This is a genomic window from Burkholderia latens, from assembly GCF_902499045.1.
Lineage (GTDB): Bacteria > Pseudomonadota > Gammaproteobacteria > Burkholderiales > Burkholderiaceae > Burkholderia > Burkholderia latens.
On the sequence record NZ_CABVPL010000008.1, the window covers coordinates 73,185 to 97,576 of the forward strand.

Annotated in this window: 28 protein-coding genes, 1 tRNA gene and 1 pseudogene; 21 read left to right on the forward strand and 9 right to left on the reverse strand. The window is 61.9% G+C overall.

The window, feature by feature from the left end:
• Positions 1 to 7 precede the first annotated feature (7 nt).
• From hisF to tatC, 8 genes are all read left to right on the forward strand, one after another.
• A complete protein-coding gene (gene hisF, locus BSE24067_RS08470; protein WP_151064224.1) occupies positions 8 to 781 on the forward strand; it encodes an imidazole glycerol phosphate synthase subunit HisF in 774 nt (257 codons plus the stop codon).
• Positions 781 to 1,197 carry a phosphoribosyl-AMP cyclohydrolase gene (gene hisI / locus BSE24067_RS08475; protein ID WP_048251404.1) on the forward strand — a complete coding sequence of 139 codons (417 nt, stop codon included), beginning with the start codon at positions 781 to 783 and terminating at the stop codon, positions 1,195 to 1,197. The genes hisF and hisI overlap by 1 nt, the downstream gene beginning before the upstream one ends.
• Positions 1,194 to 1,559 (forward strand): phosphoribosyl-ATP diphosphatase, encoded by a 366-nt coding sequence (locus BSE24067_RS08480; protein WP_044845953.1) that lies wholly within the window; start codon positions 1,194 to 1,196, stop codon positions 1,557 to 1,559. Before hisI ends, BSE24067_RS08480 begins: the two co-directional genes overlap by 4 nt.
• A gap of 71 nt (positions 1,560 to 1,630) precedes the next feature.
• On the forward strand, positions 1,631 to 2,023 hold the full coding sequence (locus tag BSE24067_RS08485) for a DUF4870 family protein (RefSeq protein WP_040143134.1): 393 nt from the start codon (positions 1,631 to 1,633) through the stop codon (positions 2,021 to 2,023).
• Positions 2,024 to 2,051: 28 nt separating this feature from the next.
• Positions 2,052 to 2,417: a histidine triad nucleotide-binding protein gene (locus BSE24067_RS08490; RefSeq protein WP_096504263.1), complete on the forward strand. Its 366-nt coding sequence runs from the start codon at positions 2,052 to 2,054 to the stop codon at positions 2,415 to 2,417.
• A 93-nt stretch (positions 2,418 to 2,510) separates the two neighbouring features.
• Positions 2,511 to 2,741 carry a Sec-independent protein translocase subunit TatA gene (gene tatA, locus BSE24067_RS08495; protein ID WP_151064223.1) on the forward strand — a complete coding sequence of 77 codons (231 nt, stop codon included), beginning with the start codon at positions 2,511 to 2,513 and terminating at the stop codon, positions 2,739 to 2,741.
• A 26-nt stretch (positions 2,742 to 2,767) separates the two neighbouring features.
• Positions 2,768 to 3,301 (forward strand): Sec-independent protein translocase protein TatB, encoded by a 534-nt coding sequence (gene tatB / locus BSE24067_RS08500; RefSeq protein ID WP_151064222.1) that lies wholly within the window; start codon positions 2,768 to 2,770, stop codon positions 3,299 to 3,301.
• A 41-nt stretch (positions 3,302 to 3,342) separates the two neighbouring features.
• Positions 3,343 to 4,128, forward strand: coding sequence for a twin-arginine translocase subunit TatC (gene tatC, locus BSE24067_RS08505; protein ID WP_151064221.1), 786 nt, complete (start codon positions 3,343 to 3,345; stop codon positions 4,126 to 4,128).
• Positions 4,129 to 4,367: 239 nt separating this feature from the next.
• Here the strand turns inward: tatC and BSE24067_RS08510 are convergent, their stop codons facing one another.
• Positions 4,368 to 5,573 (reverse strand): Do family serine endopeptidase, encoded by a 1,206-nt coding sequence (locus BSE24067_RS08510; RefSeq protein WP_151064220.1) that lies wholly within the window; start codon positions 5,571 to 5,573, stop codon positions 4,368 to 4,370.
• A gap of 21 nt (positions 5,574 to 5,594) precedes the next feature.
• On the opposite strand from BSE24067_RS08510, the gene BSE24067_RS08515 reads away from it, so the two are divergent.
• The 9 genes and pseudogenes from BSE24067_RS08515 to BSE24067_RS08555 all read left to right on the forward strand — a co-directional run bounded on the left by BSE24067_RS08515 (position 5,595) and on the right by BSE24067_RS08555 (position 12,008).
• Positions 5,595 to 6,341, forward strand: a complete 747-nt coding sequence (locus BSE24067_RS08515; RefSeq protein ID WP_151064219.1) for a Nif3-like dinuclear metal center hexameric protein — start codon at positions 5,595 to 5,597, stop codon at positions 6,339 to 6,341.
• Positions 6,342 to 6,559: 218 nt separating this feature from the next.
• Positions 6,560 to 7,180 (forward strand): ubiquinol-cytochrome c reductase iron-sulfur subunit, encoded by a 621-nt coding sequence (petA, locus tag BSE24067_RS08520; protein ID WP_040143147.1) that lies wholly within the window; start codon positions 6,560 to 6,562, stop codon positions 7,178 to 7,180.
• The gene (locus tag BSE24067_RS08525) at positions 7,180 to 8,562 is read left to right on the forward strand and encodes a cytochrome b (RefSeq protein ID WP_151064218.1); all 1,383 of its coding nucleotides are present in this window, start codon (positions 7,180 to 7,182) and stop codon (positions 8,560 to 8,562) included. Before petA ends, BSE24067_RS08525 begins: the two co-directional genes overlap by 1 nt.
• A gap of 21 nt (positions 8,563 to 8,583) precedes the next feature.
• Positions 8,584 to 9,342 (forward strand): cytochrome c1, encoded by a 759-nt coding sequence (locus BSE24067_RS08530; RefSeq protein ID WP_151064217.1) that lies wholly within the window; start codon positions 8,584 to 8,586, stop codon positions 9,340 to 9,342.
• Positions 9,343 to 9,435: 93 nt separating this feature from the next.
• Positions 9,436 to 10,047 carry a glutathione S-transferase N-terminal domain-containing protein gene (locus BSE24067_RS08535; protein WP_006400565.1) on the forward strand — a complete coding sequence of 204 codons (612 nt, stop codon included), beginning with the start codon at positions 9,436 to 9,438 and terminating at the stop codon, positions 10,045 to 10,047.
• Positions 10,048 to 10,118: 71 nt separating this feature from the next.
• On the forward strand, positions 10,119 to 10,640 hold the full coding sequence (locus BSE24067_RS08540; protein WP_151064216.1) for a ClpXP protease specificity-enhancing factor: 522 nt from the start codon (positions 10,119 to 10,121) through the stop codon (positions 10,638 to 10,640).
• A 19-nt stretch (positions 10,641 to 10,659) separates the two neighbouring features.
• Positions 10,660 to 10,735 (forward strand) — tRNA-Thr (locus BSE24067_RS08545).
• Between the two features lie 174 nt (positions 10,736 to 10,909).
• Positions 10,910 to 11,444 (forward strand): annotated as a pseudogene (locus BSE24067_RS32420) (tyrosine-type recombinase/integrase); the annotation flags it as partial.
• Positions 11,445 to 11,528: 84 nt separating this feature from the next.
• Positions 11,529 to 12,008: a tyrosine-type recombinase/integrase gene (locus BSE24067_RS08555; protein ID WP_420883512.1), complete on the forward strand. Its 480-nt coding sequence runs from the start codon at positions 11,529 to 11,531 to the stop codon at positions 12,006 to 12,008.
• 64 nt (positions 12,009 to 12,072) lie between these two features.
• On the opposite strand, the gene BSE24067_RS08560 is transcribed toward BSE24067_RS08555, so the two are convergent.
• From BSE24067_RS08560 to BSE24067_RS08580, 5 genes are all read right to left on the reverse strand, one after another.
• Positions 12,073 to 12,294 (reverse strand): helix-turn-helix transcriptional regulator, encoded by a 222-nt coding sequence (locus BSE24067_RS08560; RefSeq protein WP_109342969.1) that lies wholly within the window; start codon positions 12,292 to 12,294, stop codon positions 12,073 to 12,075.
• 116 nt (positions 12,295 to 12,410) lie between these two features.
• Positions 12,411 to 13,202 carry a transcriptional regulator domain-containing protein gene (locus BSE24067_RS08565; RefSeq protein ID WP_151064215.1) on the reverse strand — a complete coding sequence of 264 codons (792 nt, stop codon included), beginning with the start codon at positions 13,200 to 13,202 and terminating at the stop codon, positions 12,411 to 12,413.
• Between the two features lie 254 nt (positions 13,203 to 13,456).
• A complete protein-coding gene (locus BSE24067_RS08570; protein WP_151064214.1) occupies positions 13,457 to 14,101 on the reverse strand; it encodes a hypothetical protein in 645 nt (214 codons plus the stop codon).
• Positions 14,101 to 14,514, reverse strand: coding sequence for a hypothetical protein (locus BSE24067_RS08575; protein WP_109342971.1), 414 nt, complete (start codon positions 14,512 to 14,514; stop codon positions 14,101 to 14,103). Before BSE24067_RS08575 ends, BSE24067_RS08570 begins: the two co-directional genes overlap by 1 nt.
• 8 nt (positions 14,515 to 14,522) lie before the next feature.
• Complete coding sequence (locus BSE24067_RS08580) at positions 14,523 to 15,626, reverse strand: hypothetical protein (protein WP_151064213.1); 1,104 nt, start codon at positions 15,624 to 15,626, stop codon at positions 14,523 to 14,525.
• A gap of 276 nt (positions 15,627 to 15,902) precedes the next feature.
• Here BSE24067_RS08580 and BSE24067_RS08585 point away from each other — a divergent pair, with 276 nt between their 5' ends.
• Positions 15,903 to 16,478: a recombinase family protein gene (locus BSE24067_RS08585; protein ID WP_151064212.1), complete on the forward strand. Its 576-nt coding sequence runs from the start codon at positions 15,903 to 15,905 to the stop codon at positions 16,476 to 16,478.
• 184 nt (positions 16,479 to 16,662) lie between these two features.
• On the opposite strand, the gene BSE24067_RS08590 is transcribed toward BSE24067_RS08585, so the two are convergent.
• Positions 16,663 to 16,944, reverse strand: coding sequence for a hypothetical protein (locus tag BSE24067_RS08590; RefSeq protein ID WP_059617979.1), 282 nt, complete (start codon positions 16,942 to 16,944; stop codon positions 16,663 to 16,665).
• A gap of 388 nt (positions 16,945 to 17,332) precedes the next feature.
• Entirely contained in the window at positions 17,333 to 17,920 is a 588-nt protein-coding gene (locus BSE24067_RS08595; RefSeq protein WP_151064211.1) for a hypothetical protein, read from the reverse strand.
• A 393-nt stretch (positions 17,921 to 18,313) separates the two neighbouring features.
• Between BSE24067_RS08595 and BSE24067_RS08600 the strand changes: the two genes are divergently transcribed.
• Both BSE24067_RS08600 and BSE24067_RS08605 read left to right on the forward strand, forming a co-directional pair.
• Positions 18,314 to 19,441: an acyltransferase family protein gene (locus BSE24067_RS08600; protein WP_244130551.1), complete on the forward strand. Its 1,128-nt coding sequence runs from the start codon at positions 18,314 to 18,316 to the stop codon at positions 19,439 to 19,441.
• 291 nt (positions 19,442 to 19,732) lie between these two features.
• On the forward strand, positions 19,733 to 19,936 hold the full coding sequence (locus BSE24067_RS08605; protein WP_151064210.1) for a hypothetical protein: 204 nt from the start codon (positions 19,733 to 19,735) through the stop codon (positions 19,934 to 19,936).
• 100 nt (positions 19,937 to 20,036) lie between these two features.
• On the opposite strand, the gene BSE24067_RS08610 is transcribed toward BSE24067_RS08605, so the two are convergent.
• On the reverse strand, positions 20,037 to 20,837 hold the full coding sequence (locus tag BSE24067_RS08610; protein ID WP_014722334.1) for a transporter substrate-binding domain-containing protein: 801 nt from the start codon (positions 20,835 to 20,837) through the stop codon (positions 20,037 to 20,039).
• A 359-nt stretch (positions 20,838 to 21,196) separates the two neighbouring features.
• On the opposite strand from BSE24067_RS08610, the gene BSE24067_RS08615 reads away from it, so the two are divergent.
• Entirely contained in the window at positions 21,197 to 24,388 is a 3,192-nt protein-coding gene (locus BSE24067_RS08615) for a type VI secretion system Vgr family protein (RefSeq protein WP_151064209.1), read from the forward strand.
• Positions 24,389 to 24,392: the final 4 nt, after the last annotated feature.

Genomic DNA, 24,392 nt, shown 5'->3' on the forward strand with positions numbered 1-24,392 from the left:
CAACATCATGGCTCTAGCTAAACGCATCATCCCTTGCCTGGACGTGACCGCCGGGCGTGTCGTCAAGGGCGTCAACTTCGTCGAACTGCGCGATGCCGGCGATCCCGTCGAAATCGCTCGCCGCTACGACGACCAGGGCGCGGACGAACTGACGTTCCTCGACATTACCGCGACGTCCGACCAGCGCGACCTGATCCTGCCGATCATCGAAGCCGTCGCGTCGCAGGTCTTCATTCCTCTGACCGTCGGTGGCGGCGTGCGCGCCGTCGAGGACGTGCGGCGCCTGCTGAACGCGGGCGCGGACAAGGTCAGCATGAACTCGTCGGCGGTCGCGAATCCGCAGCTCGTGCGCGACGCGGCGGACAAGTACGGCTCGCAGTGCATCGTCGTCGCGATCGACGCGAAACGCGTGTCCGCCGACGGCGAACCGCCGCGCTGGGAAGTGTTCACGCACGGCGGCCGCAAGGGCACGGGCCTCGACGCGATCGAATGGGCGCGCAAGATGGCCGAGCTCGGCGCGGGCGAGATCCTGCTCACGAGCATGGATCGCGACGGCACGAAATCGGGCTTCGACCTCGCGCTCACGCGCGGCGTGTCGGATGCGGTGCCGGTGCCGGTGATCGCATCGGGCGGCGTCGGCTCGCTGCAGGATCTCGCCGACGGCATCAAGGACGGCCGCGCCGACGCCGTGCTGGCCGCGAGCATCTTCCACTACGGCGAGCACACGGTCGGCGAGGCGAAGCGCTTCATGTCCGACCAGGGCATCGCGGTGAGGCTGTGATGAATACCGAAACGAAATCCCTGCCTGCGTGGCTCGACAAGGTCCGCTGGGACGACAACGGCCTCGTGCCGGTGATCGCGCAGGAAGCGTCGACGAACGACGTGCTGATGTTCGCGTGGATGAACCGCGAGGCGCTCGCGAAGACGATCGAGACGCAGCGCGCGGTCTATTACTCACGCTCGCGCAAGCGCCTGTGGTTCAAGGGCGAGGAGTCCGGCCACGTGCAGCACGTGCATGAGGTGCGGCTCGACTGCGACGAGGACGTCGTGCTGCTGAAGGTCGAGCAGGTGTCGGGCATCGCGTGCCACACCGGCCGGCATTCGTGCTTCTTCCAGAAATTCGAAGGCAACGTGGACAGCGGCGACTGGGTCGCTGTCGATCCCGTGCTGAAAGACCCCGAACACATCTACAAATGACGCAATCGACCGAAGACACGCTGCTGCGGCTCGCGGCCGTGATCGATAGCCGCAAGGGCGGCGACCCCGAGCAATCGTACGTATCGCGCCTGTTCCACAAGGGCGACGATGCGGTGCTGAAGAAGATCGGCGAAGAGGCGACCGAGGTCGTGCTGGCTGCGAAGGACGTGCGCCAGGGCGGCGCGCCGACGGCGCTGGTCGGCGAAGTCGCCGATCTGTGGTTCCACTGCCTCGTGATGCTGTCGCATTTCGACCTGAGCCCCGCCGACGTGATCGCCGAGCTCGAGCGCCGCGAAGGGTTGTCGGGGATCGAGGAAAAGGCGCTGCGCAAGCGTCGCGAGCGCGAGGAAAACGGCGGGTGACGGGCATCGGCACGCCGCGGTGGCAACAGTGCGGTAAGCTGTAAGAATTGTCATCCAACGGGGGTAGCATCATGACCGATACGCCGAGCCAGTTTCCGACGCCGTCAGTGCCGGGCGCAGCAGACGCCGAGCGGTTGAACGGTCTGCGCACGCTGACGCACGTGCTGTATGGCCTCTATGCGATTCATTGGCTGACGGGCGGCGTCACCGGCATCATCGCGATCATCATCAACTACGTGAAGCGCGGCGACGTGGCCGGCACGCCGTACGCCGACCATTTCGAGTGGCAGATCCGCACGTTCTGGCGTGCGCTGATCGCATACGTGATCGGCTTCGCGCTGATGTTCGTGGTGGTGGGATTCGCGATCATGTTTGTCACGTGGATTTGGACGCTGTACCGTATCATCAAGGGTTGGCTGTACCTGAACGACAACAAGACGCTCGATCCGCAGGCCTGGTTCTGACCGCGCGAGGGCGTTTCGCAGGAGCAACATGAGTCACGATCCGAATTGCCTGTTCTGCAAGATCGCGGCGGGCGAGATTCCCAGCACGAAAGTGCATGAGGACGACGAATTCGTCGCGTTCCGCGACATCCGCCCGGCGGCCGAGACGCACGTGCTCGTGATTCCGCGCCGGCACCTGCCGACGCTGTCGGCGGCCACCGACGCCGATGCGCCGATGCTCGGCCGGCTGATGCTGCTCGTCGCGCGCCTGGCCGACCAGTTGGGCGTCGCGTACACGGGCGGCGAAACCGGTTTTCGCACGGTGATCAACACGGGCCCCGGCGGCGGGCAGGAGGTCTACCACCTGCACGCGCACATCCTGGCCGGCCCGCGCCCGTGGCAGCGAATGGGTTGACGCAGCGGGGCGTTTCCCCGCATCGATAGTCGAAGCCGGCGTGCCGCCGGCGATTTGCGCCGCGACGCGGCGTGGTTGAGGAGAGGTTTCATCATGGGTGGATTGAGCATTTGGCACTGGCTGATCGTGCTGCTGATCGTGGCGCTGGTTTTCGGTACGAAGAAGCTGCGCAACATCGGCAACGACCTCGGCAGCGCAGTGAAGGGTTTCAAGGACGGCATGAAGGAAGGCGACACGCCGGCAGACGCGCAGCAATTGCCGCGTTCGGGCACGGTCGACGTCAACGCGAAGGGAACGACGCGTTCCGACTCGAACAAGGCGTAACGCCGGCACGCTGACAGGCATTCGCGATGCTGGATCTCGGTCTTTCGAAGATGGCGCTGATCGGCGTCGTCGCGCTCGTGGTGCTCGGCCCCGAGCGCCTGCCGCGCGTCGCGCGCACGGCAGGCGCACTGTTCGGCCGCGCGCAGCGGTACATCAACGACGTGAAGGCCGAGGTCTCGCGCGAAATCGAACTCGACGCGCTGCGGACGATGAAGACCGATTTCGAAGCGGCCGCGCGCAATGTCGAGACGACGATTCACGACAACCTGCGCGAGCACGAGAAGGAACTGAACGACACGTGGAATTCCGCGGTCGGCGGTCTCAACGAAGGCTCGGTCGATGCCGCCTCGTACGGCAGCGACACGCCTGCGGCGCCGTCGTGGCACGGCGGCAACCCGGCCGCACTCGCGCGCAAGCGTCGCAACTGGCGGGTCAAGCAGGCGGCGACGCCTGTCTGGTACAAGCGCGCGACGACCCGCCGCACGCACGTGCAGTCGGGCGCCGCGCGTGTCGCGCGCCACCAGCCGGCCAGCTTGCGCCGGCCGACGCGCTTCTTCTGAATCGAGCGCATGCTCGCTCGTCAATCCTACCGAGGGCCGGTGTGAGCGACCCCCAGCAGAATCCGGGCGACGCCCCGGAAGAAACCTTCATTTCCCATCTCGTCGAGCTTCGCGATCGCATCATTCGCGCGGGGCTGGCCGTGATCGTCGTGTTCCTCGGGCTCGTGTACTGGGCGCCCGACATCTTCCGGCTGCTCGCGCGGCCGCTGATGGAAAACCTGCCGAAGGGCGGCAGGATGATCGTCACCGACGTCACCGGCTCGTTCTTCGTGCCGATGAAGGTCACGATGCTCGTCGCGCTCGTGATCGCGCTGCCGATCGTGCTGTACCAGATCTGGGCGTTCGTCGCGCCGGGGCTGTATCAGCACGAGAAGAAGCTCGTCGCGCCGCTCGTCGGCAGCAGCTACTTCCTGTTCCTGTGCGGGATGGCGTTCGCGTACTTCCTCGTGTTCCCGACCATCTTCCGCGTGATGGCGCACTACAACGCGCCGCTCGGCGCGGAGATGTCGACCGATATCGACAATTACCTGAGCTTCGTGCTCGGGATGTTCATCGCGTTCGGGGTCACGTTCGAGGTGCCGATCGTCGTCGTGCTGCTCGTCCGGATGGGCGTGCTGTCGCTGCAGAAGTTGAAGGAGATGCGGCCGTACGTGATCGTCGGCGCGTTCGTCGTCGCGGCGGTCGTCACGCCGCCCGACGTATTCTCGCAGCTGATGCTCGCGCTGCCGCTCGTCGTGCTGTTCGAAATCGGGCTGCTGGCCGCGCGATTCTTCGTGCCGAAGGCCGCCGAAGAGCCCGAGGCCGAGAACAATGGCGCCGCAAGTTGACGAGCGCGGTGCACGGTGGCCGGTATCGGCGCCGCCATCGCGCTTGCCAACTTGTGGCCGAGTTGCAGCCGCTTCATGACGTTGGCGTGGGGCATGTGAGCGCAACGCGCGGGCGGTGACGCGAAACGCAGCTGCGCCGTGCAGCAGCATCGATACAAAGCAAAAGGGCAGCCCGAGATCGAGCTGCCCTTTTGCTTTGCGGTGGCGGCGAGCGGCGCAGACGCGCGTGCCGCCCGGCGTCATTCGGCGTCGCTGTCCTGCTCGTCGAGCGTTTGCTTCGGCGGCGGCGGGCGCTTGCCGATCACGACGTTTACGTCGAACTCCTTGCCCTTGCGCACGACGTGCACCTTGGTCGGCGTGCCGGGCTTGATCTGCGCGACGGTGTTCAGCAGCTTCGTCGTGTCGGTGATTTCGTCGCCGTTCACGCTGACCAGGATGTCGCCCGGCTTGATCCCGGCCTTGTCGGCCGGGCCGCCCTGCAGCACGCCGGCGACGATCGCGCCCGACTTCTGCTGGAGCCCGAACGACTCGGCGATCTCCGGCGTGACGTCCTGCGGCTCGACGCCGATCCAGCCGCGCGTGACCGAGCCCGTCGTGATGATGCTTTCGAGCACGGTGCGCGCGGTCGACACGGGGATCGCGAAGCCAATGCCGAGCGAGCCGCCCGAGCGCGAGTAGATCGCCGTGTTGATGCCGAGCAGGTTGCCGTTCACGTCGACCAGCGCGCCGCCCGAGTTGCCGGGATTGATCGGCGCGTCGGTCTGGATGAAGTTCTCGAACGTGTTGATGCCGAGATGATTGCGGCCGAGCGCGCTGATGATCCCCATCGTGACCGTCTGGCCGACGCCGAACGGGTTGCCGATCGCGAGCACGACGTCGCCGACGCGCGACTGGTCCGAACGGCCGAGCGTGATCGTCGGCAGGTTCGTCATGTTGATCTTCAGCACCGCGAGGTCGGTTTCCGGATCGATGCCGATCACCTTCGCGGTGGCCGTGCGGCCGTCGGCGAGCGCGACTTCGATCTGGTCGGCGCCGTCGACCACGTGCTGGTTCGTTAGAATGTAACCTTCCGCGCTCACGATAACGCCGGAGCCGAGGTTGGCGGCCGGTTCGTCCCGCTGCTTGCGGGCGTTGCGGTCGCCGAAGAAATAGCGGAACAGCGGATCCTTCGCGCGCGGATCGGGCGGCAGCGAGCCGTCCTTGCTGGAGAAGACGTTGACGACGGCGGGCATCGCCTTTTGCGCGGCTTCGGCGTACGACGTGGTTGCCGGTGCCCCGCCAATGCCCGGCGCGACTTCGCGCAGCGCGACGATCGGCGTGGCGAGCTGCTTGCCGAGCTGTCCTTGCCGTTGCAGCCATTGCGGCTTGAGCGTCACGACGATGAACATCAGCGCGAGCAGTACGGTCACCGCCTGCGCGAAGAACAGCCAGAAGCGTCTAAGCATCTGAATGGATTAGAGGTTTATATGGATCGGATCGAACTCGAATTGTACTTGAACAATACCCTTGAAACCGCGCGCTTCAAGGACTATTGCCCGAACGGCCTGCAGGTCGAGGGGCGCCGCAAGATCGAGAAGATCGCCACCGGCGTGACGGCGTCGGTCGCACTGCTCGAAGCCGCGCTCGAATGGGGGGCGGATGCGGTGCTCGTCCATCACGGCTACTTCTGGCGCAACGAGGCGCCGCAGATCACCGGTCGCAAGTATCAGCGCCTGAAGCTGCTGCTCGCGAACGACCTCAACCTGTTCGCGTTCCACTTGCCGCTCGATGCGCATCCCGAGCTCGGCAACAACGCACAGCTCGGCGGGAAGCTCGGTCTGATCGGCGAACAGCGGTTCGGCGAAGGCGACCTCGGCTGGATGGCCACGCTGCCGATGCCCGTCACGCTCGAGCACTTCGTCGCGAAGGTCGAGAACACCCTTGGCCGCACGCCGCTCGTGCTCGGCGATCCGGACATGCAGCTGCGCCGCATCGCGTGGTGCACCGGCGCCGCGCAGAGCTATTTCGACGCGGCGATCGATGCCGGCGCCGACGTGTTCTTGACCGGCGAGGTGTCGGAATCCGTCACGCACGCGTCAGCCGAGAGCGGTGTCGCGTTCGTTGCGGCAGGGCACCATGCGACCGAACGTTACGGAATCCAGGCGCTCGGCCGTCACTTGTCCGAAGAATTCGATATCGAGCACCTTTTTATCGATATTCATAATCCGGTCTGATTGCCGGATTTGCGGCGGCGCATCGAAATTTCTCAATGTAGCAAACGCTTAAAAGACAAATGATTCAATCGCTCCGATAGTGGGGGAAAACCCTTAACTATCAATTACTTCGAAGGGATTTTCATCTCCGGGCCTTGTAAATGACGGCTCCATTCGAGCAAACTAGCGGCGGAATGGAAAGTCGTGACGGAAAATCCAACTCAGAAGTGGGGCGTGTGATGCGAGACAAGGAAGAGAAACGCGTCGACAGCGGCCGCCGTACCTGGCTGATTGCGACATCCGTAGCAGGTGGCGTGGGAGGCGTAGCCACCGTCATACCTTTCGCGGCGTCGCTCGCGCCGTCCGCGAAAGCGAAAGCGGCTGGCGCACCGGTCGAGGTCGACATCAGCGGGCTGAAGCCCGGCGAAATGGTCACCGTGCCGTGGCGCGGCAAGCCGGTCTGGATCCTGAACCGCACCGACGACATGCTGGCCGACGTCGTCAAGGCCGACAAGGAAGTGGCCGATCCGACCACGAAATCCCCGTATTCGATGCCGTTGCCCGCGTATTGCGCGAACGAATATCGCGCGCGGGCCGATCGCAAGAACATTCTCGTCGTGATGGCCGTGTGTACGCACCTCGGCTGCACGCCTAGCCAACGTTTCACGCCGGGTCCGCAGCCGAACCTGCCGGACGACTGGCCGGGCGGTTTCCTGTGCCCGTGCCACGGTTCGACCTACGACCTCGCCGGCCGCGTGTTCAAGAACAAGCCGGCGCCTCAGAATCTCGACATCCCGCCCTACATGTTCACGTCGGCGACGACCCTCGTGATCGGCAAGGACGAGAAAGGAGAAGCGTGATGGCAGTCGAGAACAAAGAAGTCTCCACGACAGGTGTCACCGGCTGGATCGACCAGCGCTTTCCGCTCACGTCCACCTGGAAGAAGCACGTTTCCGAGTACTACGCGCCGAAGAACTTCAACTTCTGGTACTTCTTCGGCTCCCTCGCGCTGCTGGTGCTCGTCAACCAGATCGTCACGGGCATCTTCCTGACGATGAACTACAAGCCCGACTCGCTGCTCGCGTTCGCGTCCGTCGAGTACATCATGCGCGAGGTGCCGTGGGGCTGGCTGATCCGCTACATGCACTCGACCGGCGCGTCGATGTTCTTCGTCGTCGTGTACCTGCACATGTTCCGCGGGCTGATGTACGGGTCGTACCGCAAACCGCGCGAGCTCGTGTGGATCTTCGGTTGCGCGATCTTCCTGTGCCTGATGGCCGAAGCGTTCTTCGGCTACCTGCTGCCGTGGGGCCAGATGTCGTTCTGGGGCGCGCAGGTGATCGTGAACCTGTTCTCGGCGATCCCGTTCGTCGGTCCGGACCTGTCGTTGTGGATCCGCGGCGACTACGTCGTGTCCGACGTCACGCTGAACCGCTTCTTCGCGTTCCACGTGATCGCGATTCCGCTCGTGCTGGTGGGCCTCGTCGTCGCGCACCTGGTCGCGTTGCACGAAGTGGGGTCGAACAACCCGGACGGGATCGAGATCAAGGCGAAGAAGGACGCGAACGGCATTCCGCTCGACGGCATCCCGTTCCATCCGTATTACTCGGTGCACGATTTCTTCGGCGTCTGCGTGTTCCTGATGGTGTTCGCGGTGATCGTGTTCTTCGCGCCGGAGATGGGCGGCTACTTCCTCGAGTCGAACAACTTCGTGCCGGCGAACCCGCTGCAGACGCCGCCGGAAATCGCGCCGGTGTGGTATTTCACTGCGTTCTACGCGATGCTGCGGGCGACCACCGATCCGTTCAAGATCGTGCTGATGATCGTGATCGCGCTGCTCGGCGTGCTCGCGCTGGTGCGCGCGCGCGGCAAGTGGAAGGTCGGCCTGCCGGTGCTGGCCGCGGCGATCGTCGTGTTCATGTTCCTGACGGAATCGAAGTTCTGGGGCGTGGTCGTGATGGGTTCGGCGGTGATCACGCTGTTCTTCCTGCCGTGGCTCGACCGCAGCCCGGTGAAGTCGATCCGCTACCGGCCGCTGTTCCACAAGGTGTTTCTCGGGATCTTCGTCGCGGCGTTCCTGACCCTCGCGTTCCTCGGCACGCGGCCGCCCTCGCCGGCCGCGACGCTGATCGCCCAGGGCTGTGCGCTGATCTACTTCGCGTTCTTCCTCGGCATGCCGGTCTGGACGCCGCTTGGTACGTTCAAGCAGCCGCCGGAACGGGTGCGCTTCAAGCCCCATTAACGTGAGCGAGGAGAGAACGACATGAAGAAACTGCTTTCGACGCTCGTGCTGATCGGGGCGACGGCCGTCGCGCTGCTGGCGGCGCCGGCCGCGCACGCGGAAGGTAATTTTCCGCTCGACCGGGCGCCCGATAACACGCAAAATCTCGTTTCGCTTCAGCGCGGCGCGCAATTGTTTGTAAACTATTGCCTGAACTGCCACAGCGCGAACCTGATGCGCTACAACCGTCTGACGGATCTGGGCATATCCCAGAAGGAGATCGAAAAGAATCTCCTGTTCACGACCGACAAGGTCGGGAACACGATGACCGTCGCGATGCGGCCTGAAGACGCGAAGAACTGGCTCGGCACCACGCCGCCCGACCTGTCGGTCGAGGAGCGGGCGCGCGGCCGCGACTGGCTGTACACGTATCTGCGGAGCTTCTACCGCGACGATACGCGGCCGACCGGCTGGAACAACGCGGTGTTCGAGAACGTCGGCATGCCCCACGTATTGTGGCAACTGCAGGGGCAGCGCACTGCCAAATTCGAAGACAAGACGGACGAGGAGACGGGCGAGAAGGTCCACACGCTCGTCGGCTTCCAGCAGGTCACGCCGGGCACGTTGTCGTCGCCCGACTACGATGCTGCGGTGGCCGACTTGGTGGCCTATATGACATGGATGTCCGAGCCGGCCCAGCAGACCCGCAAACGCCTCGGCGTGTGGGTGCTGGTCTTTCTCGGTCTCCTGACTTTCCTGTCCTGGCGGCTCAATGCCGCGTACTGGAAAGATATCAAGTAAACACGCCTGACCGGCGTGGGGCCGGCGCAAGGCGGAACCCGTGAAGGGGTTGCGCCGCGTGCCGGCCCTCGGCTTTTTTGAGGAAACGCAAATATGATGGTTCTGTATTCCGGCACAACTTGCCCGTTCTCCCAGCGTTGCCGGCTGGTGCTGTTCGAGAAGGGCATGGACTTCGAGATCCGCGACGTCGACCTGTTCAACAAGCCGGAAGACATCTCGGTGATGAACCCGTACGGGCAGGTGCCGATCCTGGTCGAACGCGACCTGATCCTGTACGAATCGAACATCATCAACGAATACATCGACGAGCGCTTCCCGCATCCGCAGCTGATGCCGGCCGATCCGGTGCAGCGCGCGCGTGCTCGCCTTTTCCTGCTCAACTTCGAGAAGGAGCTGTTCGTTCACGTCAGCACGCTGGAGAACGAGAAGGGCAAGGCCGCCGAGAAGAACCACGAGAAGGCGCGCCTCGCGATCCGCGATCGCCTGACGCAGCTCGCGCCGATCTTCGTGAAGAACAAGTACATGCTCGGCGAGGAGTTCTCGATGCTCGACGTCGCGATCGCGCCGCTGCTGTGGCGTCTCGATCACTACGGCATCGAACTGTCGAAGAACGCTGCGCCGCTGATGAAGTACGCCGAGCGGATCTTCAGCCGTCCGGCGTATATCGAAGCGCTGACGCCGTCCGAAAAGGTCATGCGTCGTTGATGGTGCAATGAGTGCATGACGGAGCGGGCAGCGCGGCGTGCCGCGTGCCCGCTCCGGGTTCGAGGATCGTGATGCAAGAGATTTCAACGAAGCCTTATCTGCTCCGCGCGCTGTACGAGTGGTGCACCGATAACGGTTACACGCCGCATATCGCGGTGAGGGTCGACAACTCGACGCGCGTGCCGCGTCAGTTCGTGCGTGACGGCGAGATCGTGCTCAACATCAGCTTCGAGGCGACAAGCCAGCTGCAGATGGGTAACGAGTGGATCGAGTTCACGGCCCGGTTCTCCGGGAAGGCGCACAAGATCGAGATTCCGGTGGCGAACGTGCTCGCGATCTACGCGCGGGAGAACGGGCAGGGAATGGCGTTCCAGGTCGATGCGGTCGCGGGCGAGGGCGCGGATTCGGGTGCGTTCGAAGACGATGCAGAGCAGGCGGGAGATGCGTCGCGTGACGGGGCGCCTGCCGTGTTGACGCCTGTCGCCGATGACGGCGCGAACGAGGAGCCGTCCGAAGGCGCCGACGAACCGCCGAAAACCGACGGCGACGGCTCGAAAGGCGGCAGCAGACCTCGCCTCAAGATCGTGAAATGAGGTAGAATCTCGCGCTTACGCCGGCTTAGCTCATCTGGTAGAGCAGTTGATTTGTAATCATCAGGTGGCGGGTTCGAGTCCTGCAGCCGGCACCAAACACTAGTATCACGCAGTACCGGGAAGTCCCAAAACCCGCGTCCAGCCTAGCGCTGACGCGGGTTTTTTGTTTCTGGAAGTGCCGAGTGGAACCGGGGCATCCCGGAAATTTGGGGGTAAGATTCGGGGTATGACTTCCCGGATTTGGGGGTATGCCGTACCCCCGGCGAACAATGAAAACCAAACCTCTTACCGACGCCAAGTGCCGCAACGCTAGATTCGATGAGGCCAGGGGAAACAAACTCTTCGACGGCGGCGGCCTGTATCTCGATCTGCGCTCCAGTGGCTCGAAGAAATGGCGGCTCAAATACCGGTTCAATGGCAAAGAAAACCTCTGACGTTCGGCGACTATCCCGCGACGTCGCTCGCTGACGCTCGGTCGAGGCGTGACGAAGCGAAGCGGCTGTTAGCGGAAGGGAAGAACCCTGCGTTCGAGCGCGACGTCGAGAAGCAGACTCGCGCAATTGCCGCACAGAACACCTTCGAGGCCGTCGCGCTGGAGTGGTACGAGGCGCAGCAAGCGACATGGAGCGCTTCGCACGCGAGCCGAGTCAAGAAGCAGCTTGATCGGGAGGTGTTTCCGTTGATCGGTCAGCGTCCGATTTCGTCGATCGGTGCACCGGATTTCTCGCGGTCATTCGACGGATTGAAGGGCGAGAGGCGTTCGAAACCGCGCGCAAGACGTTGCAGACATGCGGCCAAGTGTTTCGCTATGCCGTCGCGACAAGCCGTGCCGAGCGAGATCCGTCGCCGGATCTGCGAGGCGCGTTGAAGGCGGTCCCCGTCAAGCATATGGCGCGAGTTGGCGAAAGCGAGCTGCCGGAGCTGCTTCGCTCGATCGTTACCTATGAAGGCGAGCCCGAGACTCGGCTCGCTCTGCGATTCCTGGCATTGACGTTCGTTCGCACTATCGAACTGCGGCAGGCCGAGTGGACGGAGATCGACTTGGAGCGCCGAGAATGGCGCATTCCGGCCGAGAAGATGAAGATGCGCCGCGTGCATATCGTGCCGCTCGCCGAGCAGACGATCGCTCTGCTTTCCGACCTGCGCGCGCTTACGGGCCACCGGCGCTGGCTGTTCCCGAACAGCCGCAGACCGTTGCAGCAGATGAGCGAGAACACGATCCTGTACGCGCTATACCGGATGGGCTATCGCAGTCGCATGACCGGACACGGGTTCCGTGGTCTTGTCTCAACGATCTTGAACGAGAAGGGCTTCAATTCCGACTGGATCGAGCGTCAGCTCGCGCCACGCTCTAGCTCACTTTCGTAAAAAGCAGCGTCGGCTCTCTTGTTCTCTTCGCGTGCCGCTGCGCGCACGTTTGATGTGTTGGTCGTCATTGTGTCTGGCTCCGATTCGCACGTGCGGCGAGCCATGCCTCGATGTCCCGTTCGAGCCAGCCAACAGCCCGCACGCCAAGCGGAATGGGCCGAGGAAACGTCCCCGCCTGAATTTGCCGATAAATCTCGCTTTTGCTTAATCCGATGCGTTCGGTAAGTGGACGCAGGCGAACAACTCGATTTGCGGTGAGGGAAGGGTGCGGGTTTTGTATTTCCATTTGCGCTCCGGTGAAATGGAACCGCGCGGGACTGCACGGCACGAGAGTAGTGTCGTCATTTCCACGGCAGCGCAAACGTCAGGTTTGGGGTAGCTATATCTATAGGGTCGATGTTTCTACCTTGACACCGGCGCCCCTGTCATAATTGGCAGCACTCGATAATCGTGTTCTATATATCGGCGAGCTGCGTCGAGCGCGTTTCTTGCATCTTGGACATAGTCGATGTCATCCACGTCCAACTTTTCGCTCATGAACTGATCTGCCAATTCGTTCAGTGCCAGTGCCTCGGATAACCCAAGGTCTTTCATTGCCCGAAACCCGTCGAATGCACGCAGATATCGAGGCAACAAACTCCATCGAGGTCTAGCGGCTTTCCGCGCAGCCGGGAGCCTAGATTGCTGGAATTCCAGCACGGATTTCACTTGCTCTAGCTGACGAGAGATCGGCATGGAGGCATCGAAAATCACTCTGTACTCAGTGTCGCGCAACGGTCGGTCAAAGTAACGTGACGAGTCTACGGGGCCACTGACGAATCCGCATGGTGCGTCAAATTCCATGTTGATGAATTGTTGGGTCCCATCGTCAAGAGTTGTCGGCCAGCCCCACACCCAAGACGGCGGGTACCAATAGTCAATGCCCCAATCCATAAGGAATTTCGAATGCGCTTCGAAGTCGGGATGAGAGGCAAGGCGTTGCTTGTGAGGAACCTGCGCCAAGCGGTTACAGATATCGGCCTGCTGCTTGATGAACTTTTCATTTCGGCGCAGAAACTCCCACGCCCATCTGTCACCACTGGCAGATGCGGGTGGGTATGCAGACGGGTTACGCCAATCGGGAATTTGAAACCAACTTCGAACGCGACGTCGCGCCTCGATGGAGCCTAGTCGCCTACCGTTAACGACAAACAATATCCCTCCTCCGTGCGTCCTTCAAGCTCAAAGTCGAGCCGGCCGCTGAAGGTGTTCGGCATTCGGTGGGAGCCTAGGCTCGACTGATTAGCCCCTCTTATCTCTCAGAATATCTCCGACCCAAAGCTGCTTGGTGGAGCGGATTTTCCGCACGCCAGACTCAAGATCGATAGCTGGGGCGGGTATATCTTGGATGCTGGAGTACGCATGCGACGATAACGCAATCAAACGGGGGGCGCCATCGTCCTAGGGGGTTACTTCTTTTCTTTGTCTTTCGGGTCAAAGTGAAGGACAACTCCAACGTGCCACACGCGATAATCGCGCCCGGACGAATCGTGCTTGTGCTTCGACCGGAAACCTATCTCCTTACGATGAGGGCAGTCGTCCGCGACAAATTCGGCGATCTTTTGATCGCCAAGGTGGGCTCGCCACTTTTTTATCACTGCTCCAACGTCCTGAACACGGGTATAGACGATCAAGCTACCTCGATCGCTATCTGGCGTTCCTCGTGAGTATCGCGTACATAGCTGGTTGAAGCCCTGGAGCAGGTAATCATAGGTGCTATGTATCTTCGCTTCACCTAACCAGAGGTAGCCCTTAGCATGGCGAACAACGATGTCCGAGTGGCCGCCGACCTTTTCATCATGCGAGGCATCGTACGATCGTGACCTCAGCATCGTGATTATTTCCGCTGTGAGCCGATCTTCGCCGTCTTTAGCACGGATCTGCGGGTCCTCTTCAAGCATCTTGATACACTGAAGGAGATCCAGCTCAAGTACATCCGACCATACTTCGTAGCCTCGCGTTGGCGCGAGAAGGCGGCGAGCTACCAATGCCAGTTCAGGATTGATCTCGTCATAGCCTTCCAGGTCTGCGACTGTCAGAGATTCAAGCTTCATTACTTCCCGTCCGCGCATAATTCAACGGCTTCGGGCGTCAGCCGGAAGTAGACGTATATCAGGCGCTCGAAATCCTTGACAGGCTCCCCGAGGTCGGGATGATTGAATACCCGTGTACGGCGCGCTTCCTGAATATCCTCGTCGGAGAGGTCGTACTCTTCATCGCCGTCGATAAATGAGTACGCTGTTTCGAAAAGCGGAAGCCTCGAACCGGAGAGATACTGGACAGCGGGGATGACTTCCTTGACGTCAGAAAGGCTTGCGGCCTTGCTTAGAGATCCGAACGTTACTCTTTCCAGCAACGTTGCTGGCCGAGCAGCCACATACTCGACGATGGCTTCGCACGCGTGTACGAGGCTAGGCTGTGTGCCCAGGTCCTCGCGAATGCGCGCTAACGCATCATCTTTTTGCATGTCAGGTCTCAAGCAAGTTTGTCAATGAGCATTTTATACTGCGCTCCGTTCGCACATTGCTCTAGGATCGCATAAAAAATTGCCGCGTCAGGGTTGCCGGCGTCGGCAAAGTGACCGGGCAGCTCGATCGTGGGTGTGTTCGGTCCCTTTTCCAGCGGCCAGCTTTTTCGGATAGCGTAGGAATCTGTAGTTTTGATCTCTTCCAGTCCGCGCTTGTGGAACGGCTCTTGTCTCAGGTCCTTCCGACGACTGCGCATCCGCTCCTCTTTGACGGAGTCGGTGCCCGTCGCATGTCCTAGCTTGCCGACCTTGCCGTCGACGTCGTCATAGAATTTCTGAACGTACGGGAACAAATTTTCAGGTAGAACGATAGAGGTTTCTGGGCCAGGCTCAAAGCCGCACACCTCGTTAAGTGTCGCTATATAGTGGGTCCGGATCTGCTTGAAATCCTCTGAACCCATCGGGCAGCAGATGTCGATATGAACAGAAAGGATGTGCGTAGATTTGTTAAATTCGATGTAATCGTACGCCTGAACCACGCCGTGGCGAATTCCGATCACTTCGTCAAATTCGCTCAGAGCACTCTTCGCTTCTTCATGAAGCTCTTCGATTTCAATCGGTTTTCGTTCCCTAAACGATCTCTTTGCGCACGCGATCGCGCGAAGAACGTTCCCTTCTGTTCGGAATCGTACAAACCTTCCGTTGTACCCAGCACGTCGAAGCACTGACGGCGCAATGGGAAAAGGGAAGCTATCAGAGAAGGGGGTCTTGTCTTCGACAAGGGCTTCGATTCCGGCCGCGACTGGCTTGGCTAGCGCTGGGTCGACTTTGTAGAACGCGACCGCGCGCTTTGAAAACAGCACTGAGTCCCGATGCAATTCCTTAATCACTTTTTGGTAATCAGGCAGATAAGGACTCGCGAGCGAAAGTGCTCGATACTTGGGTATTAGTTCATCGTAGCCGCGAGCGGTAGGCATTTTGGTGGTGCGCAGTCGCTCTGTCACCAATCGGAACGAGAACCCCTGTTGCCGCCCGCGCAACGCGGTCAGATATTCAACAATATCTTTCCTCAGCTCTGCCGCTGATTTACCCGAAATATCGGACTCTGCCATCCTATGCCCCGTGGAGGTTAATTGTTTTGTGGTCGATGGTTGCTTTTGTTACTCAGCACGACGTCGTCTAGCGCGTCGACGCTTCGATTCTTGCACATATTGTTTTATCGAGATAGAGGGGCGGTTACGCAGAGCCATTTTGTCGCTGCTTGCGACATGTCCGAAATCGATCCCTTCCGGACATGGGTGTTCAGGAGTGTCCGAAAATAAGGCTTTATAGTTTTCGGACATGGGGTATGATTCGGACATCCTTTTCGAACATACTGAGAGTACGTCATGTCCCGGACCTTCGCGTACGCCCGCGTCAGCACGACCGACCAGACGGCGGCTAACCAACTTCGCGAGATCGAGGCGGCCGGCTTTTCGGTCGACAAGCGTCGAGTCGTCACGGAGAGCATCTCCGGTAGTGTTAGCGCGCAACAGCGACCGGGGTTTGCGGAGCTGCTCCTCAAGATGGAGGAAGGGGATGTGTTGATCGCGACCAAGCTTGATCGACTTGGTCGTAACGCAATGGATGTGCGTGAGACCGTTGAGACTCTGGCAGATCGCGGCATCCGAATTCACTGCCTTGCTCTTGGTGGTGTCGACCTGACGAGCGCGGCCGGCCGTATGACGATGCAGGTATTGAATGCCGTAGCCGAATTTGAACGGGATCTACTGATAGAGCGGACACAAGCCGGTATCGCCCGAGCAAGGGCGGAAGGGAAGGCGATGGGCCGTCCGTCCGCGCTGACTAAGCAACAGCAGGACGACGTGCGCCAGCATTTGAGCGAAGGGGTGAGCGTGGCGAGTCTCGCGAAACGGTATGGCACGAGCCGCCAGACGATCATGCGGGTGCGCGACTCGGCTTAATGTGCGCCGCTCAAAGTTACTTTTTGTGCACTGAGCGGCGACCTCGTCCGCCCAGGTGCGTGCGGATACCGGGGACACGACGCAGGGCCAGTGCTGCAGTGGTCGATCCACCGCCGAAATGATGAGCGTAGGGCCTTTGACGGTCGCTAAGCACCTGTTCGGCGGGCGGCGCTGATGTCCCAAACTAGGCTCCCTTTTTCGCGACTGTCTTCGAGATTTCCTCAAATATCACAAGGGGAAGCTTGTTAATGACAATGCAGCCGTTTTTTCCGGCCGCCTTGACCGCGAGCACGACCGAGTTTTTTTGAGACTCCGCGACTGATCTGCCTTTCTCTGGATTGGCTTCTTTGACGTGGCTCAAAGCTTTTTTCGCGGCAGCCTCGCCGTCTGATGCTGACACAATCATCTCCAGCACATGAGGATGATCCAGCGTCTTCACGTACGCCTTGTACAGTTTCTCGGCCATATTGCCCCCGTTTTTTATAACAATCTACTTGGTCTCACCGCTCGAAAACTCTAGCACGTTCACCGTTTCGACTGCTATTCGACCGAACCCTCCATCGCTCTAGGCGCATTTGCGCCGTATAGCCCCGTGGCGGGGAGGGCGACGGCGCGGGGGAATTCTTTGCGCGCAGCGTTCCAGATCGGGGCAACTGCCGAGTGAGCCGCTGTGCCTTGTCCGGGCGTCTATCTCTAAACTTATCTCCAAGAAAAGAGGGTTTTGGGAGACATACTTGGAGATAGTCGGAGCCTTGCCAGTCGCGGCAGACCGGCCGAAATGAGCGCTTGTCTCCAAATCTCCAACAAAAATTCGTTCTGGCGGCGTACGGAACTCATGTTTCCTTGGCGGTGCGTCACGGAAAGGCGAAGGGAAATTCCGCGAAGCAGCCATCGCGCAATTTTTTCAATAGCTTTTCAGCGTGCTCCGGCTTAGCCTCTTCGTGCGTGGCGAGATCCAAGTAATAGTTCGCGCCATCGTGTTTCGCGTAGATGATCCAATCGCCAGTTAGTCCCCTTTGGGCTCGTTCCTCGAACCCGCCGACTACTAGGCGGTGCGCGAGGTAGGCTTGCCACAGTTCGGGATCTTCGCCGTATGTCTCCGCGACTTCGCGCAGCATCCGATCTAGATCTCTGTTTCCGCCGTCGGCGAGATTCCAGCGGATCCCGATATTTCGGACAAGGTGCCGGGCCGAGCTGAAGTGCTTATGCCAAAAGGGTTGGAGGTGAGGTCCCTTGAATGGCGATTCACGCTTTGTTTTGGATGTCGGGCGGATGCCTTCGAGATAGTCGAGTTCGTCCAACACGGCGAACGGGTCGAAGTACCGATCGCTCTTATCCAGAAGCCGGACCGCGAGGGCGATACTGATGCGGGGCGCGTATGGTCGTTCGCGCACTGCCGTCGTCTTGAGCTTGGCGATCGCGTCCGGGGTCAAACTGACCATCGTTCTTGACTTTTCCACTGCCGGTGTGTGCATGACGTTGACGCCTGTAGCATACACATATGCTTCGTGAGGATGCTCTCGCAGGTCTCCCGGTGTATGGGGGTACGTTTGGGGGTGTATCGGATCTTTATCTGAGGTGATTCTTATTGGAATCAGACTGTTAAATCGTAAATCCCATTCCTGCAGCCGCACCATATCCAGCAAGGGGTTACGCGATGTTTGCGTAGCCCCTTCGCGTTTCCAGAGCACCCGTCACGTTTCCCCCAGCCGCCAGACGGCGCTCTAAGGCCAGCTCGTCCATAATGGCGGGCGCGCACGAATAGACCGTCGTGCGAGGTCAAACTGTCGCCGGGCCGGCGCAGGCCACAACGATAATTCCAACAAGCCCAAACCGTGAAGTTGTCCCGTATTCCCGAGCTCGATCTGCTCCGCTTTGTTGCCGCGATCGCCGTCGTGTTCTTTCACTATGCATTCCGAGGCCATGCGGCTGACGATCTGACGTCGATGCACTATCCAGCGCTCGAGCCGGTCGCGCAGTATGGTTTCCTCGGCGTGCACCTGTTCTTCATGATCAGCGGCTTCGTGATTCTGATGACGGCGGGCGACGGAAGCGTGAAGCGCTTCATCGCCTCGCGAGCGTCTCGCCTGCTGCCGGCCTTCTGGGTTTGCTGCACGATCACCTTTCTCGTGACGCTCGCGATTGGCGGCGATCGCTTCGTCGCGACGTGGCCGCAGTTCGTCATGAATATGATCACCCTCGGCGGGGGATTCGGTGCCGACCCTATCGACGGTGCGTACTGGTCACTCGGTGCAGAACTGCGGTTTTATCGCCTGGTGGGCATTCTGCTCATCGTCGGCCAGATTCACCGGGCGGAGCGCTGGCTGTTCGCCTGGCTGATTTGCACGGTGCTCGTCGAGGTGTTTCCGTTCATCAAACTCAAGGGTTTCCTGGTGACGGACTATGCGGGCTTTTTTATTGCCGGCGCTGCATGCTTTCTCATCCGTGACCGCGGCCTGTCGCGATCACGCGTCGCGCTCGTTTGCGCATCCTGGGGACTTTCGCTGTACCACGAACGCCAACTGCTGCCGAATTTCGCCGAGAATTTCGGGAAGGAGCTGAATCCCGTGATCGTCGCGATCGCGATGACCGGGTTCTTCGTGGTGATGCTGGCGCTCGCACTGCGCCGAACGCCTATGCTGTCCAGTCCGCGATGGGTTTGGTTCGGCGCGGTCAGCTACCCGCTGTACTTGATCCACCAGAACGTCGGATACATGGTTTTCAATCAAGCCGGCCCGATCGTCGACCAAGGCGTGCTGTTTTGGACTGTTGTCGCTGCGGCGATCGGCACGGCGCTGTTGGTGCATGTGGCAGTCGAGAAACCCGCTGCCGGTATGCTGAAACGCAACCTGCTGCGCGCACTGGACTCGCTGGAGCGCCGCGCGCCGGCGTCGCTGCGTCGTCGGCGCGCGCTGCACGCCGATCAGCGCGAGCGATTTAGTGGCCGCGCGCCGCGGACGTAGCGCACCGTCGCACCGCGTCCGCTGTGGGCCGCTATGCCAGCGCCATCGTTGCCCCCGTTCCTGTCACGCCCCCGTCACGCGGCGCCCCTAACGTTGCACATTCCCGTCGCGGCAACACCTGCGCGATCGGGCGGTGCGTGACCGCATGCGACGCCGTGCCCGCGTCGCGCGGCGGTCACCCGGGATCTCGCTCCCGCTGCCGCATCGGCTTCTGCCGCATATCCATTCGATTCGACAACACGATCGACGCCGATTGAACCGGGTCGCGCGGACGATCAGGAGACAAGGACCATGTTGAGTCCGCACGAATTCTCTATGCTGCTGCGCATTGCGCGTGCGCCGGACAGTGTCGACCTCGCGAACCCGGCATTCGCCGTGCTGGTCGAAAAACGGCTCGTCGACGATACGCAGGTACGCTTGAATGCGGTTGCCGCGCGCCCGGCGCTGACGCCGATCGGCCAGATGCTGCTTGCCCGCTTCGACGAGGCCGCTTGATCGACAAAGGAAGAGGAAAGAAGGAGAGGAGAAGTCCGAGCCGAGCGTCACGCCTTCGCCGCAGCGAAGAACGTGACGCACAGAAAGCGCGGCGAACCGCTTACTGCGCGACCGGCACGGTCACGTCGCTGCCGAACCAGTGCATCGAGATCTTCTTCAGCGTGCCTTCCTTGCGCAGCGAATCGAGCGCATCGTTGATCGCTTTCTCGAACTTCGGATTGCCCTTGCGGAACGGGATCGCCATCTCCTGCTTGCCGCCGTTCAGCACCGCGCCCGAGCGCAGCGGCAGATTCGACGTCTTGATCATGTACGGCAGCATCAGCCGGTCGTCGAGCGTCGCTTCGATCCGGCCCGCGGCGAGATCCCGCAGCTTTTCCGGCGCGCCCGGATACGTCTGCACCTCGATGCCCGGCACGCTGCGCGCCATCTGGTCGTAGTTGGTGCCGAGCGTCACGCCGAGCTTCTTGCCCTTGAAGTCCTCGAGCGACTTGAAGTTGCGCGTGTCGTCCTTGCGCTGGATCAGCTGCGCGGCCGAGTACGTGTACGGCTCGCTGAAGTCGAGCGCCTCCTTGCGTTGCGGCGTGATCGTCACCTGATTGACGATCACGTCGAATTTGCCGGCCTGCAGCCCGGCGATGATGCCGCTCCATTCGGTCGGGACGAACTGCGTCTTGACGCCGAGCTTGCCGGCAACCGCATTCGCGACGTCGACGTCGAAGCCCTCGAGCTGGCCCGACGTGCCGCGCGAGTTGAACGGCGGATACGTGCCTTCGAGACCGACGCGCAGCACGCCGGCTTTCTTCACCGAGTCAAGCAAGTCTTCCGCGTGCGCGGCGACCGCCGTGAAACCGAGGGCCGACGCGAGCAGCAGGCCCGACAGCAGGAACTTCGAACGTTTCATCGCAGATCTCCAGTCATTCAGTGTGGTGTTTGGCGCCGGGCATCGGCGTGCCCGGGCTGGGGCCGGAAAGCGGGCACGTAGACACTACTCGCAACCGCGCCGCGCCGGAAGTCGAATTGGCCCTGATTGCAATCGATTCCGCGGGCGGCGCTCGGGCAATGCCGCTTGACGAGGCTGCGCGAAGGGCAACGAAAGAGCGCTCGATAAGTTGCTCCGGCCAGTTCAGAACACGCTTAAAAATACTCTTTTAAATCAGGTCATTTTTCCGATTCGCGCAGTAATTTGTCTGTAAAATCGCGCGAGCGAAATCGCTCAACGCGCCATCCGAGGGCGCGTCAGAAGAAGAAAAGGCCGTTGCCATGAACATGCAGAACACTGTTGCCGCATTGCGCGGCGGGTTGCTTCAGCAGGACCGGCTGTTGAAGCTCGATACCCCGTTGGGCGCGAACGTGCTGACCGTGCAGCGGGCGGTCGGCCGCTCGCGCATCGGGCGCGCGTACGAATTCACGCTGGACGTGCTGTCGACCGACAGCGATCTGGAACTCAAAAAGCTGATCGCGCAGCCGGTCACGTTGTGGATCCAGCAGGCCGACCGCAGCTACCGCCCGGTGCACGGCTACGTGCACACCGCGCGGCGCCTCGGCGCCGACGGCGGCCTAACGACCTATCAGCTGACGTTCGCCGATTTCACCCATTTCCTGAAGTTTCGCCGCGACCAGCGGATCTGGAACGATACGACCGTCGACCAGATCATCAGCGACGTGCTGAACCAGCATCCGCAGGCGCGCGGACATTTCCGCTTCGCGCTGTCGCAGCCGCTGCCGAGCCGTTCGTACACACGCCAGCACGACACCGACTGGCATTTCGTGCACCGGCTGATGGAGAGCGAAGGCCTTTACACGACGTGGCAGCAGGCCGACGACGGCAAGTCGCATACGCTCGTCATCACCGACAACCTGCAGGCGTTCGCGCCGCTATCGCCCGAGACCGTGCGTTTCTATCGCGGCGGGGCGGCGAGCGAAGCCGACGCGTTCACGCAATGGTCGGGCACGCGCACGCTGCAGAGCGTGACGCGCACGACGCGCACGTTCGACTACAAGAATCCGTCGCAGCCGTCGAACCCGAAGGGCACGATGCTGCCGACGATGGCCGGTCAGGGCGAATTGCCCGACCAGCTCGAAGTCTACGAATACACCGGCGCGTACACGTATCTCGACCAGACACGCGGCGACCATCTGACGAAGATCCGGATGGAGCAGTGGGAGTCGGAGGCGAAGCGCTTTCACGGCGCGGGCGGCGTGCGGGCGGTCGATGCCGGGCGGCGTTTCATACTGGCCGATCATCCTGAGCACGATCGCGATCCGGCCGATCAGCGCGAATTCGCGGCGATCAGCGTGCAATGGTGGATCGAGAACAACCTGCCCGTTGCGAGCGGCAGCGCGGACTTCCCGTACAGCCTGCGCGAAGCGTTGACGCAAGCGCAGGACGGCTATGGCGCCGACCCCGCGTTTCGTGTGCCGCACGCCGACGGCTCGGTCGGCTTCTATCTCGTCGAGGTCGAGGCGCAGCGCGTGAGCGTGCCGTATCGCAGCCCGTTCGAACACGAGAAGCCGAAGATGCATCTCGAGACGGCGATCGTCGTCGGGCCGCAGGGCGAGGAAGTCTATACCGACGAGCTGAACCGGATCCGCGTGCAGTTCGTGTGGGATCGTCTGAACCCCGGTAACGAGAACGCATCGTGCTGGGTGCGCGTCGTTCAATCCGATACCGGCGGCGGCTACGGCGGCGTGCACGTGCCGCGTATCGGCGAGGAGGTGCTGATCGACTATGTGGGCGGCGATTGCGACCGGCCGCTCGCAGTCGGTCGCGTGTACAACGGCGCGAACCAGCCGCAGTGGCATTCCGACGGGATCTTGTCCGGCTATCGCTCGAAAGAGTATTCGGGCGGCGGCTACAACCAGCTCGTGATGGACGACGCGACCGGCCAGAACCGCGTGCAACTGATGAGCAGCAGCGCGAACAGCCTGCTGCATCTGGGCTACATCATCGACCAGAACGGCAATTCGCGCGGATCGTACCTGGGCAGCGGCTTCGATCTGCGCTCGGACGCATACGGCGCGGTGCGGGCGAGCCAGGGGCTGTACGTCACGACCCATCCGAAGGCGCCGAACAGCCAGCCGCTCGACGTGAAGGAAGCGCAGCAGCAGCTCGTGACCGGCGAGAGCCTGGTGGAAGCGCTGTCGGGCGTGAGCGAGCAGCATCAGGCGGAAAGCCTGAAGGAAGCACACGAGACGATGCGCGCGTTCACCGACGCGACGCAGGACAGCGCGTCGGGCAACGCGTCGGGCGGCCGGACGGCCGGCGGCGGCACGGGCAGCGCGAACGCGTTCAAGGAGCCGGTGATGCTGTTCGGCAGCCCGTCGGGGATCGCGATGTCGACGCAGCAGTCGCTGCACATGGTCGCGAACGATCACGTGAATGTGGCGAGCGGGCAGAGCGTGCATGTCGCGGCAGGCAAGTCGCTGATCGGCAGCATCGGGCAGAAGCTGAGCCTGTTCGTGCAGAACGCGGGGATGAAGCTGTTCGCGGGCAAGGGCAAGGTCGAGATCCAGGCGCAGTCGGACAACGTCGAGGTGACCGCGCAGAAGGCGGTGAAGGTTGTGTCCGCAACCGACCGGATCGAGATCGCGGCCGATCAGGGGATTCTGCTGACGAGCGGCGGCGGGTATATCCGCATCAAGGACGGCAACATCGAGATTCATACGCCGGGCGCGGTCGATGTGAAGGGCGCGTCGCATACGTTCGCGGGGCCCGCGAGCATGGGTTATCCGTTGCTGAGCCCGCGGCCGGATCAGCCGGGGCAGCTCGAACTGTTTCACAAGTATGTGAACGGCGAGGCGGTCAAAGGCGGGCTGTTCACGGTGAGAGACGTGAACGGCGCCGTGCTGAAGAAAGGCGCGCTCGACAGCAGCGGCCATACGGTCGTGAGCGGTTTGCCGCCGGGGGCCGTGCGCGTCGAATTCGGGAAAGACCCGCGCGAGTCGGATCAGCCGGCGAACTATTTCAAGCAGGCGAAGTGGCCGGCGGAGCCGGTCGAGCCGTCGCCGGAGGCCGCGCAAGCCGCGGCGAGCGGCCAGCTCGCGAGCCAGCTGCAGGGGATGGCGCCGGCCGCGACGACAGCGGCGATGGGGCTGGTGAGCGGCGGTGGCGCGGGTGCGGCGCTTGGCGGGCTCGCGAGTTCCGCATTGCCGGCCGCGGCGACCGCGTTGGGTGGAGCCGGCGTTGCGTCGGCGTTGCATACGGCGTCGAGCCTGAGCGGTGCGGCGAAGCAGGTGGCCGGGATGGTCCAGGCCGCACGTCAGGGTGGGCTTGCCGCGCTGGCCGCGCCGGCGGCGAATGCGGCGTCCGGAGCGTTGCAGGGCGCTTTGCCCGTTGCTTTGCCGGGCGTCGCCGGTATCGCGGGCAAGGGCGCCGCGACCGTGGCGTCGGCGGCGGGCCCGGCGGGCATGAAACTGCCGACCAGCGGGTTCGGCGGACCATTGAAATCCTGAGAGC